This window comes from Lysobacter sp. BMK333-48F3 (genome assembly GCF_019733395.1).
GTDB lineage: Bacteria > Pseudomonadota > Gammaproteobacteria > Xanthomonadales > Xanthomonadaceae > Lysobacter.
This window is the reverse complement of the sequence record NZ_JAIHOO010000001.1, coordinates 1,919,691-1,937,298: the sequence shown is the minus strand read 5'-3', so window position 1 is coordinate 1,937,298 and position 17,608 is coordinate 1,919,691. Positions and strand designations below refer to the sequence as shown.

Sequence of the window (17,608 nt, the reverse complement as noted above, 5' to 3'; positions counted from 1 at the left end):
ATTGCCGCAAACCAGGCCCGCGCCAGCCCGCCGGCGACCCGTCGGCGCAGGCCGCTGCGTTTGATCCCACATCCCCCGAGGCGATGCCCCCATGGCCCTGAGCGATCTGTTCCGCTACGGCGCGCAGCCGAACCTGTTGCTCATCATCACCGACCAGGAGCGCAGCCTGGCGCAGTGGCCGGCGCCGTACCGCGCCGAGCTGGGCGCCCGGCTCAAGGCGATGCGGCGCCTGGGCGGCAACGGCCTGAGCTTCGAACGCGCCTACACCGGCGCCTGCATGTGCACGCCGAGCCGGGCCACCTTCCTCACCAGCCAGTACCCCGCGGTCACCGGCTGCACCACCACCACCGGCGCCGATTCGCTGCCCCTGCCCGACGTGCTGCCGAACCTGGCCACGGTCGCCCAGGCCGCCGGCTACGGCTGCTACTGGATCGGCAAGTGGCACCTGCTCGGCGGCAACGAGCCCGGCCAGAGCCCGAGCGACCTGAGCCGCTGGGGGTTTTCCGATTGGGATCCGAACGACGCCGGGCTCAGCCTGGGCCCGACCTACCTGGGCGGCGGCACCTTGGCCAGCGCCCCGCCCTCGCCGGGCGCGCCGAACCAGAACGATCAGCGCTATCTGGCCGACGCGCTGAAGTTCCTCGCCGCGCCGCCGCCCTCGCCGTATTGCCTGGTGGTGTCGCTGGTCAATCCGCACGACTCGCACCTGGGCTTTCTCGACCTGGCCGCGACTTACTACGACGCCTGCGTCTACGGCGCCAGCGGCGCGCCGCTGCCGAACAACGCCAACGAAAACCTGTCCGGCAAACCGCGCGCGCAGGCCAGCTACGCCTGGAGCGCGATGGCGGCGGCCGGCGCGCGACCGCAGGACTTCGTCGACTTCTACGCCTACCTGCTGGAATACGTGGATTCGCAGATCCTGCAGTTGCTCGACGCGATGAGCCGCGAGCAGCTCGACAACACCCTGATCGTGCGCTTCGCCGACCACGGCGAGCTCGGCCTCTCGCACGGGCTGGTGGAGAAGTTCGTCAACGCCTACGACGAGGCCTTGCACGTGCCGCTGCTGTTCTCCAACCCGGTCGCCTGGCCGCGGCCGCAGCGCAGCCAGGCCCTGGCCAGCTCGGTCGACCTGCTGCCGACCCTGGCCGCCCTGCTCGGCGTCGCCGAGCAGTTCCCCGACCTGGTCGGGCGCGACCTGAGCCCGGTGCTGGCCGACCCCGAGGCTTCGGTGCAGGACGAGGTGCATTTCACCTACGACGACATCGGCGGCGACGGCCCGAGCACGATCCGCGCGATCCGCAGCGAGCAATGGACCTATGCGGTCTACCTGCCGCCGGAAAACCAGCCGGACCAGGGCGGCGACTGGGAGCTGTACGACCACCGCAGCGACCCGCAGCAGGACCGCAACCTGGCCGGCGATCCGGCGTACCGCGCGCAGCAGTCGCTGCTGGAACAGGCCCTGGTTGTGCAGATGCAGGCCAAGGGCACGCTGCCGGCGAACTGGCCGCCGAGCTACGTGCCCGGGCGCAGCCGCGGCGGGCCGGCGTAGCGTCGGCACCTCGGATGCCATCGCCTGTAGGAGCGGCGTCAGCCGCGACAACCGCAGCGACGTACGTAAGCGCCAGCCGCCGAAGCGCAGATCTGCGGCGCCTCGCCGTTCGCATGCGGGTCAACGGCTTCGGCCCGTGCGTGGTATTGCACCGCTTCGGCGGTCGCGGCTGACGCCGCTCCTGCAGGGAGCGTGCGCCATCGCGATGGATACGAAAACGCCCCGCGATGCGGGGCGTTGCGCGATCGATCCGGCGCGAAACCGGTGGTCCGGGGCTCAACGCTCCAGGATCGCCACCACGCCCATGCCGCCGGCGGTGCAGATCGAGATCAGGCAGCGGCCGCCGCCGCGCTGCTTCAGTTCCTTGGCCGCGGTGGCGACGATGCGCGCGCCGGTCGCGGCGAAGGGATGGCCCGCCGCCAGCGAGGAACCGTTCGGGTTGATCTTGGCCGGGTCGATCCGGCCCAGCGGCGCGTCCAGGCCGAGCCGGTTCTTGCAGTAGTCCTCGCTCTCCCAGGCGCGCAGCGTGCACAGCACCTGCGCGGCGAAGGCCTCGTGGATTTCGTAGAAGTCGAAGTCCTGCAGGCTCAGCCCCTGGCGCTTGAGCATCTCCGGCACGGCCACGGTCGGCGCCATCAGCAGGCCTTCGCCGTGGACGAAATCGACCGCCGAGACCTGCGCGTCGCGCAGATAGCACAGCACCTCGTGGCCGTGGGCCTGGGCCCACTCTTCCGAGGCCAGCAGGCAGGCCGCGGCGCCGTCGGTCAGCGGGGTCGAGTTGGCCGCGGTCAGGGTGCCGCGGCCGGAGGTCTTGTCGAACGCCGGCTTCAGCGTCGCCAGCTTCTCCAGCGAACTGTCCGGACGCAGGATGTTGTCGCGCGAGACGCCGCGGAAGCTCACCACCAGGTCGTCGAAGAAGCCGCGCTCGTAGGCCGCGGCCAGCTTCTGGTGCGAAGACAGCGCCCACTCGTCCTGCGAATCGCGTGAGATGTTCCACTGCTTGGCCATGTCCTCGCAGTGGTCGCCCATGCTCTTGCCGGTGCGCGGCTCGGCCACGCCGGGGAACTCGGGCTTGAGCTCGCGCAGGTGGAAGCCCTTGAACGCCGCCAGCTTGTCCTTGGTGGTCTTGGCCCGCGCCGCTTCGAGCAGGCGCCGGCGCAGCTGCTTGCCGTACACGATCGGCACGTCGGAGGTGGTGTCCGAACCGCCGCCGATGCCGGCCTCGATCTGGCCCACCGCGATCTTGTTGGCGATGGTGATGATCGAATCCAGCGAGGTGCCGCAGGCGCGCTGCAGGGTGATGCCCGGGGTCAGCGGCGACAGGCCGGAGGACAGCGCGGCCTCGCGGCCGAGGTTCCAGTCGTTGCTGTGCTTGATCACCGCGCCCATCGCGACTTCGCCCAGCTGCTGCCCGTGCAGGCCGAATTTCTCGACCAGCGCGCCGAGGGTGCGGACCGACATGCCCAGGTTGCCCACGTCCGCATAGGCCGTGTTCTGGCGGCAAAACGGAATACGCACGCCACCGAGCACGGCGACGGGACGGTTTGGACGCATCGGCACACCTCGCGGGGGATTCGGGACAGCCCGCCGTGGCGGAGCGGGCATAATGGGGCTCAGTGTAGCGCCGCACACGCGCTCTACCAAACGCCAGCGTATCCTCGGTGACCATGAGCCCTGCCAGCCCCTCCGCCAGCGGTCGATCCGCGCCCCTGCACGTCCTCGGCGCCCTCGCCCTGGAGCTCCGCGGCGACGCCACGGTCGACCGCGCGGCCCTGCCGCGCCAGGACGCCGGCGCCCTGGCGGAGAAGGTCGCGCGCGACCTGGCCGGCTTCGCCGCCGAGGCCGCCGGGCTGGACCTGATCACGGTCGGCGCCCATTACGATCCGGTCGAACTGCTGCGTCCGGGCTGGCCGCTGCACCGCGAACTCGACCAATTGGCCGCGAACGCGCCGCGCGAGCGCCACGCCGACGCGCAGGCCGGCCGGGTGATCGCCTTCGGCGCCCACGACGCCCAGTTGCCGGGCGCGCTGGCGCCCTCGCCCGATTACGCCGGCGGCCCGCTGCGGCTGGTGCCGTTCCTGCTCGGCGGCGACGCCGACCGCGTGGCCCGGGTCGGCGACCTGCTGGAAAGCCATCTGCTCGAGCGCGGCATGGCCGGCGCCGACACCGCCCTGGCCGCGCAGGCCGCGTTCGGCCTGCAGGTCGAGCACGCCCGCTACCTGACCGTGCACGACCTCGCCGCGATGATGGCGATGCAGTACGAACACGCCGGCCTGGGCCCGCTGTGGCCGTTGCTGGAAACCGCCCTGCTGGCGCCGGAAGGCGAGGAGTGGCTGGACGCGCCGCCGGAGCCGCTGGTGCATTACAGCGAAGGCGAGGCGCGCATCGCCCTGTTCTCCCCGGCCGCCTGGCACGCCCGCTACGCGCCCGAGGCGCCGTGCAACACCGAGGAATGCCGGCAGACCCTCAACCGCCGGTACCAGCACTTCGAAGCGCGCCTGCGCCAGATCTCCGCGGTGCTCGGCGCCCACGCCGTCCCGGTCACCTTCGTCCACTGCGACGGCCCGGCCGAGCGCGAGGCGCTGTAAACACACCCTCCTGAAGCGCGCCCTCCTGTAGGAGCGGCGTCAGCCGCGACAGCCGCAGCGACGTACGCAAGCGCCGTAGCCGAAGCTCGGAACAAGGCGCCTTCGCCGATGCGCTGCGCGATGAAGCGGCGGTCTTCGGCAGGATGCGTGGTATTGCGTCGCTTCGGTGGTCGCGGCTGACGCCGCTCCTACAGGAAGCAACGCTACCGGCTCAGGTGCCCTGCTCGTAAATGTCGTAGCCCGCGTCGTCCATGCCCATCGCCCGGTAGGTGCGCTGCGCCGCGGCGTTGCCGCGTTCGACGTACAGGCGCAGGCCGACCACGCCGGGCGTCGCCTGGGCCAGGGCCGCGACGTGGCTGTGCAGGGCCTGATAGACGCCCTGACGACGGTGCTCGGCGGCCACGTACACGCTCTGGATCCACCACCAGTCGCCGTTGCGCCAGTCGCTCCACTCGCGGGTCAGCATCAGGGTGCCGGCCGGTACCGCGATGGTCTCGCGGCCGGCGACTTCGGCCTCGCGCATGGCGACGAAGTAGCGCGCCTTGGCCGAATCGGCCAAGCCGGCGCCGACGCCGGCCTGCACGGTCGGCGGGTCGAGCCGCTTGTGCTCGGTTTCCCAGGCCATCGCGACCATCCAGTCGGCGATCAGGTCGCGGTCGGCGGCGACGGCGTCGCGAATGCGCAATCGGCTCATGGCGGCAGGCTCAGAACGGTGTGCTCAACATAGCGGGCTCAAGACGACGGGCTCAAGACTGACCTGCTCAAGACAGTGCGCTCAAGACGGCCGGCTCAGGACGGCCGGCTCAGGACGGCATGTTCAAGACGGCATGGCGAACGACGGCGCGACTCGCGGCAGCGGGCGGCTCGACAGCCCGACGGGCGCGCGGCACGGATACCGCGCGCAGTCCGCTCAGCGCGCGACCTTGATGATGCCGCAGGCCAGGCGCGCGCCGGCGTTGCCGGCCGGCTGGCTGGCGTAGTCGTCGGCGGCTGCGTGCACGATCACCGCACGGCCGACGACGTCGTTGGCCGCGCCGCCGCCGAGGGTCACGCCGCTGGCGTGCACGTCGACCTTGGCCACGCCTTCGCCGTCGGCGACCAGGTTGTTCATGTCGCCGGCGTGGTGCGCGCCGTGGCCGACCCGGCCGTGCGGCTGGCCGGAGGGATTGAAGTGGCCGCCCGCGCTGCTGGCATCGGCCGCGCTGCAATCGCCCTTCTCGTGGATATGGATGGCGTGGGTGCTGTTGGCGCCGAGCCCGCCGATCTCGCCGGTCAGGTGCACGCCGTCGCCCATCGGGCGCAGGCTCAGCTTGCCGCTGACCAGGCTGCCGGAGGCCGAAGCCATCACCGCGACCGCCGACTGCGCGGTCGACACCGGCTTGGGGCCCGGCGGCGGCGGCGTGGGCTTGGCGGTCTGGCCGCCGCAGGCGGCGAGCGCGAGGACGGCGGCGGCGATCGTAGCGGTACGCAGGATGGACAACATGCAATGACTCCTGTCGGCGCCGTCGCGGACGGCGCGCGTGCGAGAGGAATTCCGACGCTAGCCCCGGCCGGGTTCAGTGCCGGTGAAACATGGCGCCGAAGCGGCACCGGCGGTGACGGCGACGGCAACGACCGCGGCGGAACGGTTGGCCGGATTATGTCGGCGCGCGCCGCGCCGGGCCGGACCCGGTTCGCAATCCGCCAAGCGCGGTAAACCGGCGCACGCGATCCGCGCTCGGACCGGTACGCGCAGGCTCAGGCGCCGCGCCGCCCCGGACCGAGCTTGCGGGTCAGGGTATTGCGGCCCAGGCCCAAGCGCGCCGCCGCCTCGGTGCGGCGCCCGCCGGTATGCGCCAGCGCCGCCTCGAGCAAGGCGCGGTCGAAACGCTCGCGCGCGTCGGCATGCAGGTTGGCGCGGCCTTCGGCCAGTTGCGCGCGCGCCCAGGCCGACAGTTGGTGCTCCCATTCGGCCGCGCCCGGCGCGGGCGCTTCGGCCACGTCCAGCACCTCGTCTAGGTCGGCGCGGGTGATGGTTTCGCCCGGCGCCAATGCGGCCAGGCGCCAGCACACGTTCTCCAGTTCGCGTACGTTGCCCGGCCAGTCGTGGGCCAGCAGGCGTTCCAGCGCCGGCTTGGACAGACGCTTGATCGGCGCGGCGAAGCGGGCCGCGGCCGCGGCCAGGAAGCGCTCGGCCAGCTGCGGCACGTCGGCGCGGCGCTCGCGCAGCGGCGGCAGGCGCAGCCGCACCACGTCGAGCCGGTGCAGCAGGTCGGCGCGGAAGCGGCCCTGCGCGACCAGCGTCTCCAGGTCCTGGTGGGTGGCGGCGATCACCCGCACGTCGACCCGGATCAGTTCGCGCCCGCCGACGCGGAAGAACTCGCCTTCGGCCAGCACGCGCAGCAAGCGGGTCTGCAACGGCAACGGCATGTCGCCGATCTCGTCCAGGAACAGGCTGCCGCCGTCGGCCTGCTCGAAGCGGCCGATGTGGCGGCGCTGGGCGCCGGTAAAGGCGCCGGCTTCGTGGCCGAACAACTCGCTTTCCAGCAGCTCCGACGGAATCGCCGCGGTGTTCAGGGCCACGAACGGCCGCGCCGAGCGCGGCGATTCGCGATGCAGCGCGCGCGCGACCAGTTCCTTGCCGGTGCCGGTTTCGCCGGTGATCAGCACCGACAGCGGCGCCTGCGCCAGGCGGCCGATCGCGCGGAACAGGTTGAGCATCGCCGGGGTGTCGCCGATCAGCGTGTCGGCCGGCGCCTCCTCGGCCGCCGCCGGCGCCGGCTCCGGCGCGCCGTTCGCGGCCAGGGTGCGCGCGGCCAGCGCTACCGCCTCGTCGAGATCGAAGGGCTTGGACAGGAACTCCTGCGCGCCGCCGCGGAACGCGCCGGCGGTGCTGGCGACGTCGGTGTAGGCGCTCATCACCACCACCGGCAACGCGGGCGCGCGCGCCTTGAGCTTCTCCAGCAACACCAGGCCGCCGTCGCCGGGCATGCGCACGTCGGTGAACAGCAGTTGCGGCGCGCCGCGTTGCTCCAGCGCGTCCAGCGCGTCGGCGGCGTTCTCGAACTCGTCGACGCGGTAGCCGGCGGCGCGCAGGGCGGTGGCGAGAACGAATCGGACCGAACGGTCGTCGTCGACGACCCAGATGCGTGCGGCGCTCACGGGCGCGTCTCCTCGGTGTCGATCTGCATCGGCAGCAACAGGGTGAAAACGGTGTGGCCCGGGCGCGAGCGATAGGCCAGCGAGCCGCGGTGCTCGCGCGAGACCAGCTGCGCCAGCGCCAGGCCCAGGCCGCTGCCTTCGGCGCGCCCGGACACCAGCGGCAGGAACAATTGTTCGGCCAGTTCTTCCGGCACGCCGCGGCCGTCGTCGACGATCTCCAGGCGCAGGGCGATCGGATGCACGGCGTCGGCGATGCGCACGCCGTGCTCGATCCGGGTGCGCAGATGGACGTGGCTGGCGCCGGCCTCGATCGCGTTGCGCACCAGGTTCCACACCGCCTGCATCAAGCGGTCGGCGTCGCCGAAGAACTCCGGCAGGCTGGGGTCGTAGTCGCGCACCAGCCGCACCGCCCAGCCGGCGTCGGCCTCGGCCAGGCGCAGCACCCGTTCGAGCACCGCGTGGATGTTGAGCGGCGCGTGCGGCCGCGGCGGGGTCGCGATCAGCAGCCGGTCGACCAGGGCGGCCAGGCGCTCGACTTCGCTATCGATCAGTTCGACCAGTTCGCGCCCCTCGCTGTCGTCGATGCGCCGCCCCAGCAACTGGGCCGCGCCCTTCAACCCGGCCAGCGGGTTGCGCAGTTCGTGCGCCAGGCCCTTCAGCGAGGCCGACAGCGCAGAAGGCAGCAGCAGGGCCGGGTCGTCGCCGGGGAACTCGTCGACCGGGTGCGCCTCCAGCAACCAACCGCCACTGTCGCGCCGGCTCAGCCACAGATCGGCGAAACGGTCCTCCCCGCCGGCGTAACGCAGGCGCAGGCGGCGCATCCGCAGCGGCGCTTCGTCGCCGCCGGCGCGCGCCAGGGCCCGCGCCAGGCGGCCGTCGTCGTCGGCGTCCAGGCCCGACAGCGGCCAGCCGATCAAGCGCCGCGCGCCGATCCCGAACCAGCGCGAGAACGCCAGATTGCAGCCGGCGATCGCCCCGGCCGGATCGGTCCAGGCCATCGGCGTGGTCAGGCCGTCCAGGCTCAGGTCGGGGGCGGGCTGGGGGTCGGAGGGCATTGCACCATAGTAGTGCAAAGCGGTCGCCCTCAATCGGCTACCGCCGGCTCCTTTCGGGCCCGGCCCGATGGCTTATAAGCAGGGTCTGGGAACCGGCGCGGGCCGCGGCTCGGCCCTGGCGCTCGACCGACCCTGTCCGACACGGCGGAGGCAAGCATGCAAGGCGAACTCGCAGGCAAGGTGGCGTTGGTCTATGGCGGCAGCGGCGCGATCGGCGGCGCGGTGGCGCGGGCGTTCGCAAGCGCCGGCGCGCGGGTGTTCCTGGCTGCGCGCGGGCGCGAGCGGCTCGACGCGGCGGTCGCCGCGATCGCCGCCGACGGCGGCCAGGCCGAAGCCGACTGCGTCGATGTGCTCGACCCTGAGGCCGTCCATCGCCACGCCGACGCCGTCGCCGCGCGCGCCGGCGGCATCGACGCGGTGTTCAACGCGGCCGGCTTCGTGCACGTGCAAGGCGTGGCGTTGGCGGAACTGAGCCTGGAGCAGTTCGAACTGCCGGTGCAGCGCTATCTGCGCAGCCATTACCTGATCGCCCAGGCCGCGGCGCGGCACCTGCGCCCGGGCGGAGCGCTGATGACGATCGTCACGCCGGTGGCGCGCATGACCGGTCCGGGCTACCTCGGCCATTGCGTCGCCTGCGCCGGCGTGGAGGCGCTGTGGCGACACCTGGCCGGCGAACTCGGCCCGCGCGGCGTCCGCACCGTATGCCTGCGTTCGCATGCCATCCCCGAAACGCTGGCGCGCGGCTCGCATGCGCGCGAGGTGTTCCAGCCGCAGGCCGACGCCGCCGGCCTGAGCATCGAAGCGATGCTGCAAGGAGCGGCCGAGGGCACCGTGCTCAAGCGTTTGCCGGGCCTGGACGAGATCGCCGGCAGCGCGGTCTACGCCGCCTCGCCGCGCGCGGCGGCGATGACCGGCGCGATACTCAACCTGACCAGCGGGTTTCTGGTCGACTGAACCCGCCAATCGAACCACCGATCGAACCCGCCGATCGAAACCGTCCGGTAGCATCCGCCCGCGTCGCCCGCCGTACCGGCGATCGGCGCCAGGGCTCAAGGCCCCGGGCCGCCGTCCTGCACGGCGGCATACAGATTGGCCACCGCCAGCACCCCGCCGGCGCCGTGCACCGGCACCAGGATGCGCCGGTACTCCTCGCCCTCGAACGCGTCCAGGCGCGGCCAGTGCTGCGGCAAGTCGGACGAGACGAACACCTGCACCGGCACCGGCGGCCCGTCCTCGGACCAATCCAGGGCCGGATAGCCGAGCGCGGCGCCCCAGCCCTGCGCGGCGAAGCGCCCGCGCACCGCGCCGCCGCCGAACCAGTGCCCGGCCAGGGCGCTGAGCTGATGTTCGTTCGGTTCGCCGGGCGCCAGCGTGCCGTACACCGCCAGGCGCGTGTCGGCGCCGAAGCGGCGTTCGAGCCGCTGCTCCAGCGCCTCGCGCTCGGCGGAGACGCCTCGGCCGCGCAAGCGGTTGAGCGCGCGCAGCAGCGCCAGATCGTCGGGGCCGAAATCGATCGGGGTCATCGCGTTATCCCTAGCTATCGACAGGGACGCAGGGGGTTCAGTTCGCCGGCCAGTTCGGCGAACTGCGCCACCATGAAGTCGACCAGGGCGCGGATCCGCGGGGTGTCGCGCAAGTCGGAGTGAAAGCCCAGCCGCACCGGGCGCAACGGCATCGCCTGCGCCAGGGCCACGCGCTGCAGCGACGGTTCGCGCTCGCCGAGCAGGCAGGGCAGCACCGCCATCGCCGCGCCGGTGCGCACCGCGGCCAGATGCGCGCGCAGGCCGTTGCAGCGCAGCACCGTGCGCGCCGAATGCGCGAGCGGCGGCAACCACTGCTCGTGCGGCACCTCGCCGGCGGCGCGGTCCAGATAGGCCAGCGCATGGCCGGCGAAACCGTCACCGGGTTCGGGCCGGCCGTGCCGCTGCAGATAGTCGTCGCTGGCGTACAAGGCATAGGCGACATCGGCGACCCGGCGCTCGATCAGGTTTTCCTGGGTGAAGGCGCCGAAGCGCAACGCCAGATCGGCTTCGCGCCGGGCCAGGTTATAGACCCGGGTGTCGTTGCTCAGCTCGATCTCCAGCCCGGGATGCATCGCGCCGAAGCGCGCCAGCATCGGCGCGACTACCTCGTCGCCGAGCCAGTCCAGGCTGGTCACCCGGATCTCGCCCGACAGGCCGGTATCGCGCGCGGCGACCTGGCGCTGCACCGCCGATGCGCCGGAGTCCATCTGCTCCAGGCCCTCCAGCAGCGAGTGGCCGAGCGCGGTGGCGCGCAGCCCGATCGCTTCGCGATCGAACAGTTTCGCCCCCAGGCGCTGTTCCAGCGCTTCCAGCCGCCGTCCGACCGTGGGCTGGCTGGTGCCGAGCGCACGCGCGGCCGCGCTCAGCGTGCCGTGGCGCGCGATCGCCAATACGGTCTTGAGGTCGTCCCAATCGATCGACATCGTCCAACCCGCTCATGCGTTTGCGTAGGCCCGGCATGCCGAATCGTCGACTGCGATCGCGACGGCCGCTTCCTAGACTGTCACGACCGCGGCTCCCGACCAAGCCGCCGATGCGACCGATGTCCGCTTCTATCGACAAAAACCATGGGGCCGGCCGGTTGCGGCTCGACCATCTGATCCTGCGCGTCGCCGATCCCGAGGCGTCGGCGCAGTTCTACCGGCGCACGCTGGGGCTGGCCGCGGAGCGCGGCGAATCGCCGTTCCTCGCCCTGCGCCTGGCGCCGGACTGCGTGATCGATCTGCTGCCGCAGGCGCCCAGGGACCCCGCCCACCTCGCCCTGCATACCGATCGCGCCGGCTTCGAAGCGGTGCGCACGCGATTGCGCACGCTGCGCATCGGCCACGGCGGCGGCCCGTTCGTGCGCGACGGCCGGGCCGCGGCGCAGTACGGCGCGCGCGGTTGGGGCGAGGCGCTGTACTTCCACGACCTCGACGGCCACAACATCGAGGTGAGGACTTACGACCCGTGCTGATGCGGGCGACACGGGCTCCGCCCGGCATCCGTGCGGGCCGGATTCGGCGACCGCCGCGGCCGGCAGCGCAGCCAAGGCCGGCGCCGCCGGACGGCGGCGCCGGCACGGATCAGGGCTGCTTGACCGCGTTGGACGAGCTGTTGGCGACATAGAGGCTGGTGCAGTTTTCCTGGGCATCGAAGGTGAATTCGATATAGGAATCCGCCTCGACGCTCTGCACCGCCGAGATCATGGCGGCGTTGTAGGTGATGCAGCGCACGTAGCGCCCGCCCGAGTTCTGCGCCTCGCACACCGCGCCCGCGCTGCCGGTACCGACGACGCTGATGCCGCAACCGATCACCTGGTTGCCGTCGGCGCTGTTGCGCGCGGTGCCGAGCATGCCGTAGGCGCGGAATGCGTTGCCCTGGGCGTTGTTCTCGACCGTGACCGGGACATTGGACTTCAGGCCGGCCTGGGCCGCGCCGCAAACCGCTACCAGCATCGCCGCGGCCAGCGCGGTCGGAATCGTACGATTCATCGTGTTTCCTCCTTGAAAGCCCTCCGGGATGGAGAGCGTGCGGCGACTGGAACACGCACCTGCGGCAACCACAATCGGCGCCGGCGCCGCCTGCGGCGTTGTGCGCGCAGCGTCGCGCGCCCGGCGAGGCGGCGGTCGCAATCGTATCGGCCTGGATCGGTCTGCATCGGCCGGGGCGCCGGTCCACGCGGCCCGGCGGCGACCCGGTCGGTCGCCATGGCCGCCTGCGTGCGCAACGCCGTCTGCTACCCTCGCCAGCGGCCGTTACGGAAGCGACGGCCCTGCCCGACTTCAGCGAAGAGACTCATGGACCGAATGCTCGTACCGCTCGCCTGCGCCTGCCTGCTCGCCGGCTGCGCCCGGGTCGACTCCAAGGCCGTCGACATGGACATCGGCCGCCTCTATCCGGGCTGCCGGCTGCAGGAACTCGCGTCGACCCAAACGCTGCGCGGCAGCGACGAGCAGTTGCTGGCCAGGTTCACCTACACCTGCGCGGGCGACAGCCACCTCAAGTACGGCCACCTGGTGTACACCAAGGCCATGAGCACCGGCTTCTACAGCTACTGCTGCGCGCGCGAGGCGACCGCCGAGGAGTTGTAGCGCCACCTGCAGGCACCTACAGGGACGGAGGGGGTTAAGCTCGCTTAACCCCCTCCGTCCCTGGTCCCTCCGCCATGGCCGAGCGTTCGCAAGTCGCCGCCGCCACCGTCGCCCGCCTGTCGGCGATCTGCCTGGGCCTGCCGGAAGCCTGGGAAGAACCCGCCTGGACCGGTACGCGCTGGATGGTCGGCAAGAAGAATTTCGCCCATGTCGTCGCCATCGCCGACGGCTGGCCGCCGGCCTATGCGCAGGCGGCCGGCCATCCCGGGCCGCTGACCGTGCTGACCTTCCGCCTGCCGCAGGCGCGCGCCGACGCGCCGCGCTTCAGGCGCGCGCCGTTCTTCCGGCCGGTGTGGTTCGCCAACATCGTCGGCCTGGCCCTGGACGCCGGCACCGATTGGGACGAGGTCGCCGACCTGCTCGCCGAAAGCTATTGCGTGCTGGCGCCGAAGAAGCTGGCGGCGCTGGTGGAGCGCGGCTGAGGCCGCTCGCAGACATGACGAACCGGCGCTCAGTCGCCGCCGGTTCGTCTTCGTCGCTTTCCCTCAGCGCCCCGGCGGCGTCGCCGCCGCCGCGTCCCAGTCCAGCACGTACCACCACCAATCGTTGTGCGCGCCGCCGTAACTGCCGACGAAGTTGGGGATCTTGCCGAGCCAGTACAGGTGCCAGCCGCGGTCGGCGGCGGCGTAGCCGTCGGGGAAGCTGCAGCGCGGGCCGCCCCACTTGCTGCAGTTGTCGACCGTGACCGCGCCGGTCAGGTCCGGATAGCGCTCCCAGTCGTCGCAGGTGTTCGGCTCGCGATGCGGATTGGTGAAGTCGTAGCCCCACCAGTTGTTGGGATCGAACACCGGCGTGTTGAGACTGCCGTGGATGTTGCCGCAGGCGGCGGTGCCGACGTCGAAGCCGCGCATGGTGAAACGCTCCAGCGGGTTCGGCCCGGGGATCGCCTGCTGCGGCGGCGGACCGTAGGTGTTGCGCCACTGGCCGAAGCGGTGCTCCATCGTGCCCTCGACCCGATGGCCCATGTCCTCGAGCATGCGCTCGGGCTCGCGCTCGTAGTTGAAGCCCATGATGTTGAGCTTGACGTTGCAGCCGGTCAGGGTGTGCGGGATCGGCGCGCCGTTGGTGTCGAATGCGCCCGGGCCGGTCATGTTGGCCTCCCAGAAGCCGAAGTACGGCCCGCCCCACAGCCACAGTTCGTCGATCTCGTAGCGGTTGGCGCGTTCGCACACGCCGTGCTCGCGCAGCGCGGCGACGTAGTCGAAGTCCTCCTCGCGCGGACAACTGTGCGGCCGGTCGGCCATGCAGCGCTGATAGCTTTCGTCGTCATAGACCGGGTTGCGGGTGCGTGGCGGGAACGCGTCCAGGCGCAGGTGCTCGGCGACGGTGTACTGCACCACCTGCTCGCTGGCCTGCTCCAGGAACTCGATGTACTGCTGCTCCAGCACGCGCGGATCGCGCCAGCCCATCGCACGGTTCAGCGGCAGGTCGATGCGCTCGCCGCTCAGGCGGTACTCGATGGTCGGGTTGTACTCGATCACCATCACCCGCTTGTGGATCGGCTCGTCGACGCGCGGATCGGCCGAGCGGCCGACGCCGGCGAACAAGCCGCTGACGTTTTCCCAGGTATTCCAGTTCGGCTCGGTGCGGCGCAGCACCTGGTTGCCGCAGACCACGAACTGGCGCAGTTTGCCGTCCTGGTACGGGGCCGAGTGGAACGAAGTGATCGGGCTTTCCGAGCCGCAGGCGGCGTGCACCACCGCGCTGATGTCCTCCCAGGCCGGCCAACCGCCGGCCGCGGTCTGGGTGCGGCGATACAGGCTGCCGCCGCGGACCAGGAACTGGCGCTGCAGTCCGTCGGGGTAGACCGCGACCGAGAACGAGGTGATGCGCGCGTCGCCGGTGCCCGGGAAGGCGCTGTCGATGTTCTCCCAGGCATGCCAGTTGTCGACGCCGGCCTGGATGCGCCGGTAGACATGGCCGCCGCGGGTCAGGAACTGGCGCAGCAGGCCGTCGCTGTAGCGCTCGGCGTCGAACGCGGTGATCTCGCCCGAACCGACCAGGCGGCTGCCGTTGAAGGCGGCGGAGATGTTCTGCCAGTCGTTCCAGTTCGGCTCGGTGCGCAGGTAGATGCGGCCGTTCTTGACCAGGTATTGGCGCAGCAGGCCGTCGGCATAGACCGCCGGCGCGAACGACGACAAGGTGGAACGCTCCTGCGCGGCGGCCGGGGCGCACACTGCGGCGCAGGCAAGGGCCAGCGCGGCGGCGGCCAGCGGCAGCTGGCGGCGCCAGCGCCGCGGCGCAGCGATGGCGGGGGCGGGGGCGGGGGCGGGGGTAGGCTTGAGATTCATGATCGTGACTCCTCGTATGGATGACCGCGGCATCCGGCCGCGGTATCGAGGGGTACGAGCGCAGGCGGCAGAACCTGACATGACGGTCGCAAAGCCGCTCTCTGCGCCTCAAAGGGTAGGAGTGGCGTCCCACGGGGATTTCCTTCGGTCACCAGCCGCGACCGCGATGCATCCGCCGCGGCGCCATTGCATGGAGCCGACGAGGTCATCAGCCATCGGTGTTACCGCGCGATCGGCCGTAACGCGGTCGCGGCTGGCGCCGCTCCTACCCCCGCGGTACCGCAACGACGGGACCAATCGCGACTCAGACGCGCCCGCCAGGGGCGCAACTCGCCGACCGCGGTACGGGCGGCGGCGAAGGCGGCACGATGGCTCGCATTCGGTTCGCGACGGCACTGCGCATACGCCAGCGCCAGGGCATGGAAGCGCGTGGCCGGATCGGACTTCGCGCCCGGCGCGTCGGTGGCGACGGCCGACAAGGCGCGCACCGCAGCGGCCAGGTCCGCGGCGGCAGCCGGGCCGGACATGGCGCCGGGTATCGCGGCGGCGCCGACATCGCGCTCGCCGACATCGTGCTCGCCGGCATCCGCCCGCGCGATCCAGGCCAGCGCCCGCAAGCCCTGCGCATCGCGACGCGCCGGCGCCTGCGCCGGCAAGTGCGCGGCGTCGCCGCGGATCACCTCGGGCAAGCCCGCCAGCGCCGCCTGCGGCCGGCCGTCGGCCAGTTCGACCAAGGCTTGCACGTACAGCGCATGGCGCAGAAAGCTGTCGTCCGCGCCGAAGTGCGCGCGCGACTGCCTCGCCACCTCATCGGCGAGCGTGCGCGCCTCGGCCAGGCGCGCCTGATCGATCAGGGCCACGCTCAGCACCCGGCGCAGAATCAGGCCATCGGCGCGGTCGCGGATGCCGCAGGGGCCGATCATCTCCAGCGCCCGGCGCAGGCGCCGTTCGGCGTCGGCGGGACGGTGCTGGTCGATATCGAGCATGGCCAGGTTGCCGAGCGCGCCGTAATGCAGGCGGCACGCGGCCGGGCGCTGCAGCGCCGCTTCGGTCAATTTCAGCACCTGCCCGTAGGCATCGCGCGCGATCGGCGCGTCGTCGCGCTCGCTGGCCAGGTTGGCGCGCCACAGTTGCAACTGGGTGCGCAGGTCCGGATCGCGCAAGGGCCGCGCGCCGGCCAGCGCCAGGGCCGCGTCCAGTTCCTGGCGGGCCTGGTCGGAGCGGTGCAGATGGTGCAGGTAGCCGATCCGGCGCATGCGGGTCTTGACCAGCGTCTCCGCGTCCGCGCCCGGATCGGACTGCATCAGGCCGATCGCCGCGGCCGCGGCGCGGTCGGCCTCTTCCATGCGTCCGAGATACGACCAGGCGCGCCCATTGGCGGCCAGCAACGAAGCGCGCACGCGCGGGTCGCGCTCGCGATCGCCGAGCAACTGGTCCAGGCTGCCCGACAACAACTCGCGCGCCGAGACCTCGCCGCCGTCGGTCTGGCGCGGCCGCGCCTGCTTGAACAGGTCGACGAAGTACTCGGCGGTAGCCTCGGCGCGCTCGCGCTGATCCTCGGCGCGCCGCTGCGCCGTCGCCGCGGCGTCGCGGGCAGCGCGGGTCTGGGCCAGTTCGCGATCCAGCCGCTGCAGGTGATAGACGCCGCCGGCCACGGCCAGGGCCACGCCGGCCGCGCTGGCCGCGAACGCCGGCCAGTGCCGTCGCAACAGCCGACGCAGGCGGTAAACGCGATCCTCGCCGCGCGCCGTCACCGGCCGATGCGCGAGCCAACGCCGCAGGTCGTCGGCCAACGCGGCGGCGCTGCGATAGCGTTGCGCCGGCTCCTCCAGGCAGGCGCGGGCGACGATGCAGTCCAGGTCGCCGCGCAGGCGCGCCTGCAAGCGCGCCGGCGTGGTCGCCCGCGCTGCGGCCAGGGTCGCCGCCGCCTGCGGGTCGCGCTGGCGCAGCGCGCGGAACGCCGCGGCCAGCCGCGGCGCATCGGCCGCAGTCGCCGCCGGCACGCCGATCAGCAACGCGCGCAGCAAGCGGCCCAGTTGGTAGACGTCGGTGGCGGTGGTGATCGGGCGCCCGTCGCGCTGCTCGGGCGCGGCCCAGGCCGGGGTCATCGCCAAGGTCGGCGCCTGCTCCGCCTCGCCCGGCAGCAGCTGCTTGGCGATGCCGAAGTCGAGCAACTTGACCCGACCGGCCTCGTCGACCAGCACGTTGGCCGGCTTCAGGTCGCGGTGCACGATCAATGCGCGGTGCGCGGCATCGACTGCGGCGCAGACCTGGATCAGCAATTCGATCCGTTGCTCCAGCGCGGTCTCGCGCGCATCGCACCAATCGGTGATCGGCTCGCCGCGCACCAACTCCATCGCGAACCACGGTCGTCCGTCGGCGGCGATCCCGCCGTCGTACAACTGCGCGATGCCCGGATGCTGCAGTTGCGCCAACAGCTCGCGCTCGCGCTGGAAGCGTTCGGCCAAGGGCGCCAGGCCGCCCCAGATGCACTTCAACGCGACTTCGCGCTCGAACGCCCCGTCGCAACGCTTGGCCCGGAACACCTCGCCCATGCCGCCGCGGCCGATCCGCTCCAGCAACCGATACGGGCCGAGCCGGTGCCCAGGCCCGAGCGGATCCAGCTCCGCCTCGACCGGACCGCCGCGCGCAGCGGCCGCGCGCGTCTCGGCCTGCGCCAACAACGCCGCGACCCGGGCGCGCAAGACCGGATCGGCGATGGCCTCGATCCCCGCGGCGCGCCGGGCCGGGTCGGTGTCGAGCAAGACGCGCAGCCCCCGCAGGGCCTGGCGTTCGAAATCGTCGGAAGCGGCGGACATGAGAGCGGA

16 protein-coding genes are annotated in these 17,608 nt (G+C 72.1%); 6 read left to right on the top strand and 10 right to left on the bottom strand.

Annotated elements, in window-relative coordinates; all coding sequences use genetic code 11:
• Positions 1–91: 91 nt before the first annotated feature.
• Positions 92–1,549: a sulfatase-like hydrolase/transferase gene (locus K4L06_RS08175; protein ID WP_221670926.1), complete on the top strand. Its 1,458-nt coding sequence runs from the start codon at positions 92–94 to the stop codon at positions 1,547–1,549.
• Positions 1,550–1,825: 276 nt separating this feature from the next.
• Here K4L06_RS08175 and K4L06_RS08170 read toward each other — a convergent pair whose 3' ends face one another.
• A complete protein-coding gene (locus K4L06_RS08170; protein ID WP_221670925.1) occupies positions 1,826–3,103 on the bottom strand; it encodes an acetyl-CoA C-acetyltransferase in 1,278 nt (425 codons plus the stop codon).
• A gap of 113 nt (positions 3,104–3,216) precedes the next feature.
• Between K4L06_RS08170 and K4L06_RS08165 the strand changes: the two genes are divergently transcribed.
• The gene (locus K4L06_RS08165) at positions 3,217–4,137 is read left to right on the top strand and encodes a hypothetical protein (protein ID WP_221670924.1); all 921 of its coding nucleotides are present in this window, start codon (positions 3,217–3,219) and stop codon (positions 4,135–4,137) included.
• Positions 4,138–4,348: 211 nt separating this feature from the next.
• Here the strand turns inward: K4L06_RS08165 and K4L06_RS08160 are convergent, their stop codons facing one another.
• From K4L06_RS08160 to K4L06_RS08145, 4 genes are all read right to left on the bottom strand, one after another.
• Positions 4,349–4,831 carry a GNAT family N-acetyltransferase gene (locus tag K4L06_RS08160; protein ID WP_221670923.1) on the bottom strand — a complete coding sequence of 161 codons (483 nt, stop codon included), beginning with the start codon at positions 4,829–4,831 and terminating at the stop codon, positions 4,349–4,351.
• A 216-nt stretch (positions 4,832–5,047) separates the two neighbouring features.
• Positions 5,048–5,620 (bottom strand): superoxide dismutase family protein, encoded by a 573-nt coding sequence (locus K4L06_RS08155; RefSeq protein WP_221670922.1) that lies wholly within the window; start codon positions 5,618–5,620, stop codon positions 5,048–5,050.
• 254 nt (positions 5,621–5,874) lie between these two features.
• On the bottom strand, positions 5,875–7,278 hold the full coding sequence (gene ntrC / locus K4L06_RS08150) for a nitrogen regulation protein NR(I) (protein ID WP_221670921.1): 1,404 nt from the start codon (positions 7,276–7,278) through the stop codon (positions 5,875–5,877).
• A complete protein-coding gene (locus K4L06_RS08145) occupies positions 7,275–8,333 on the bottom strand; it encodes an ATP-binding protein (protein ID WP_221670920.1) in 1,059 nt (352 codons plus the stop codon). The genes ntrC and K4L06_RS08145 overlap by 4 nt, the downstream gene beginning before the upstream one ends.
• Before the next feature lie 156 nt (positions 8,334–8,489).
• On the opposite strand from K4L06_RS08145, the gene K4L06_RS08140 reads away from it, so the two are divergent.
• Positions 8,490–9,287, top strand: coding sequence for an SDR family oxidoreductase (locus tag K4L06_RS08140; protein ID WP_221670919.1), 798 nt, complete (start codon positions 8,490–8,492; stop codon positions 9,285–9,287).
• A gap of 95 nt (positions 9,288–9,382) precedes the next feature.
• Here the strand turns inward: K4L06_RS08140 and K4L06_RS08135 are convergent, their stop codons facing one another.
• Both K4L06_RS08135 and K4L06_RS08130 read right to left on the bottom strand, forming a co-directional pair.
• Entirely contained in the window at positions 9,383–9,856 is a 474-nt protein-coding gene (locus K4L06_RS08135; protein WP_221670918.1) for a gamma-glutamylcyclotransferase, read from the bottom strand.
• Positions 9,857–9,870: 14 nt separating this feature from the next.
• Entirely contained in the window at positions 9,871–10,779 is a 909-nt protein-coding gene (locus K4L06_RS08130) for a LysR family transcriptional regulator (RefSeq protein ID WP_221670917.1), read from the bottom strand.
• Positions 10,780–10,898: 119 nt separating this feature from the next.
• On the opposite strand from K4L06_RS08130, the gene K4L06_RS08125 reads away from it, so the two are divergent.
• Positions 10,899–11,312: a VOC family protein gene (locus tag K4L06_RS08125; RefSeq protein WP_221670916.1), complete on the top strand. Its 414-nt coding sequence runs from the start codon at positions 10,899–10,901 to the stop codon at positions 11,310–11,312.
• Between the two features lie 109 nt (positions 11,313–11,421).
• On the opposite strand, the gene K4L06_RS08120 is transcribed toward K4L06_RS08125, so the two are convergent.
• Positions 11,422–11,829 carry a hypothetical protein gene (locus K4L06_RS08120; protein WP_221670915.1) on the bottom strand — a complete coding sequence of 136 codons (408 nt, stop codon included), beginning with the start codon at positions 11,827–11,829 and terminating at the stop codon, positions 11,422–11,424.
• 306 nt (positions 11,830–12,135) lie between these two features.
• Here K4L06_RS08120 and K4L06_RS08115 point away from each other — a divergent pair, with 306 nt between their 5' ends.
• Together K4L06_RS08115 and K4L06_RS08110 are read left to right on the top strand one after the other, a co-directional pair.
• Positions 12,136–12,429 carry a hypothetical protein gene (locus tag K4L06_RS08115; RefSeq protein WP_221670914.1) on the top strand — a complete coding sequence of 98 codons (294 nt, stop codon included), beginning with the start codon at positions 12,136–12,138 and terminating at the stop codon, positions 12,427–12,429.
• A gap of 74 nt (positions 12,430–12,503) precedes the next feature.
• Positions 12,504–12,911, top strand: a complete 408-nt coding sequence (locus K4L06_RS08110; protein WP_221670913.1) for an MmcQ/YjbR family DNA-binding protein — start codon at positions 12,504–12,506, stop codon at positions 12,909–12,911.
• A gap of 63 nt (positions 12,912–12,974) precedes the next feature.
• Here the strand turns inward: K4L06_RS08110 and K4L06_RS08105 are convergent, their stop codons facing one another.
• Positions 12,975–14,780 (bottom strand): hypothetical protein, encoded by a 1,806-nt coding sequence (locus K4L06_RS08105; RefSeq protein WP_221670912.1) that lies wholly within the window; start codon positions 14,778–14,780, stop codon positions 12,975–12,977.
• 221 nt (positions 14,781–15,001) lie between these two features.
• On the bottom strand, positions 15,002–17,599 hold the full coding sequence (locus tag K4L06_RS08100; protein WP_221670911.1) for a serine/threonine-protein kinase: 2,598 nt from the start codon (positions 17,597–17,599) through the stop codon (positions 15,002–15,004).
• Between the last annotated feature and the right edge of the window lie 9 nt (positions 17,600–17,608).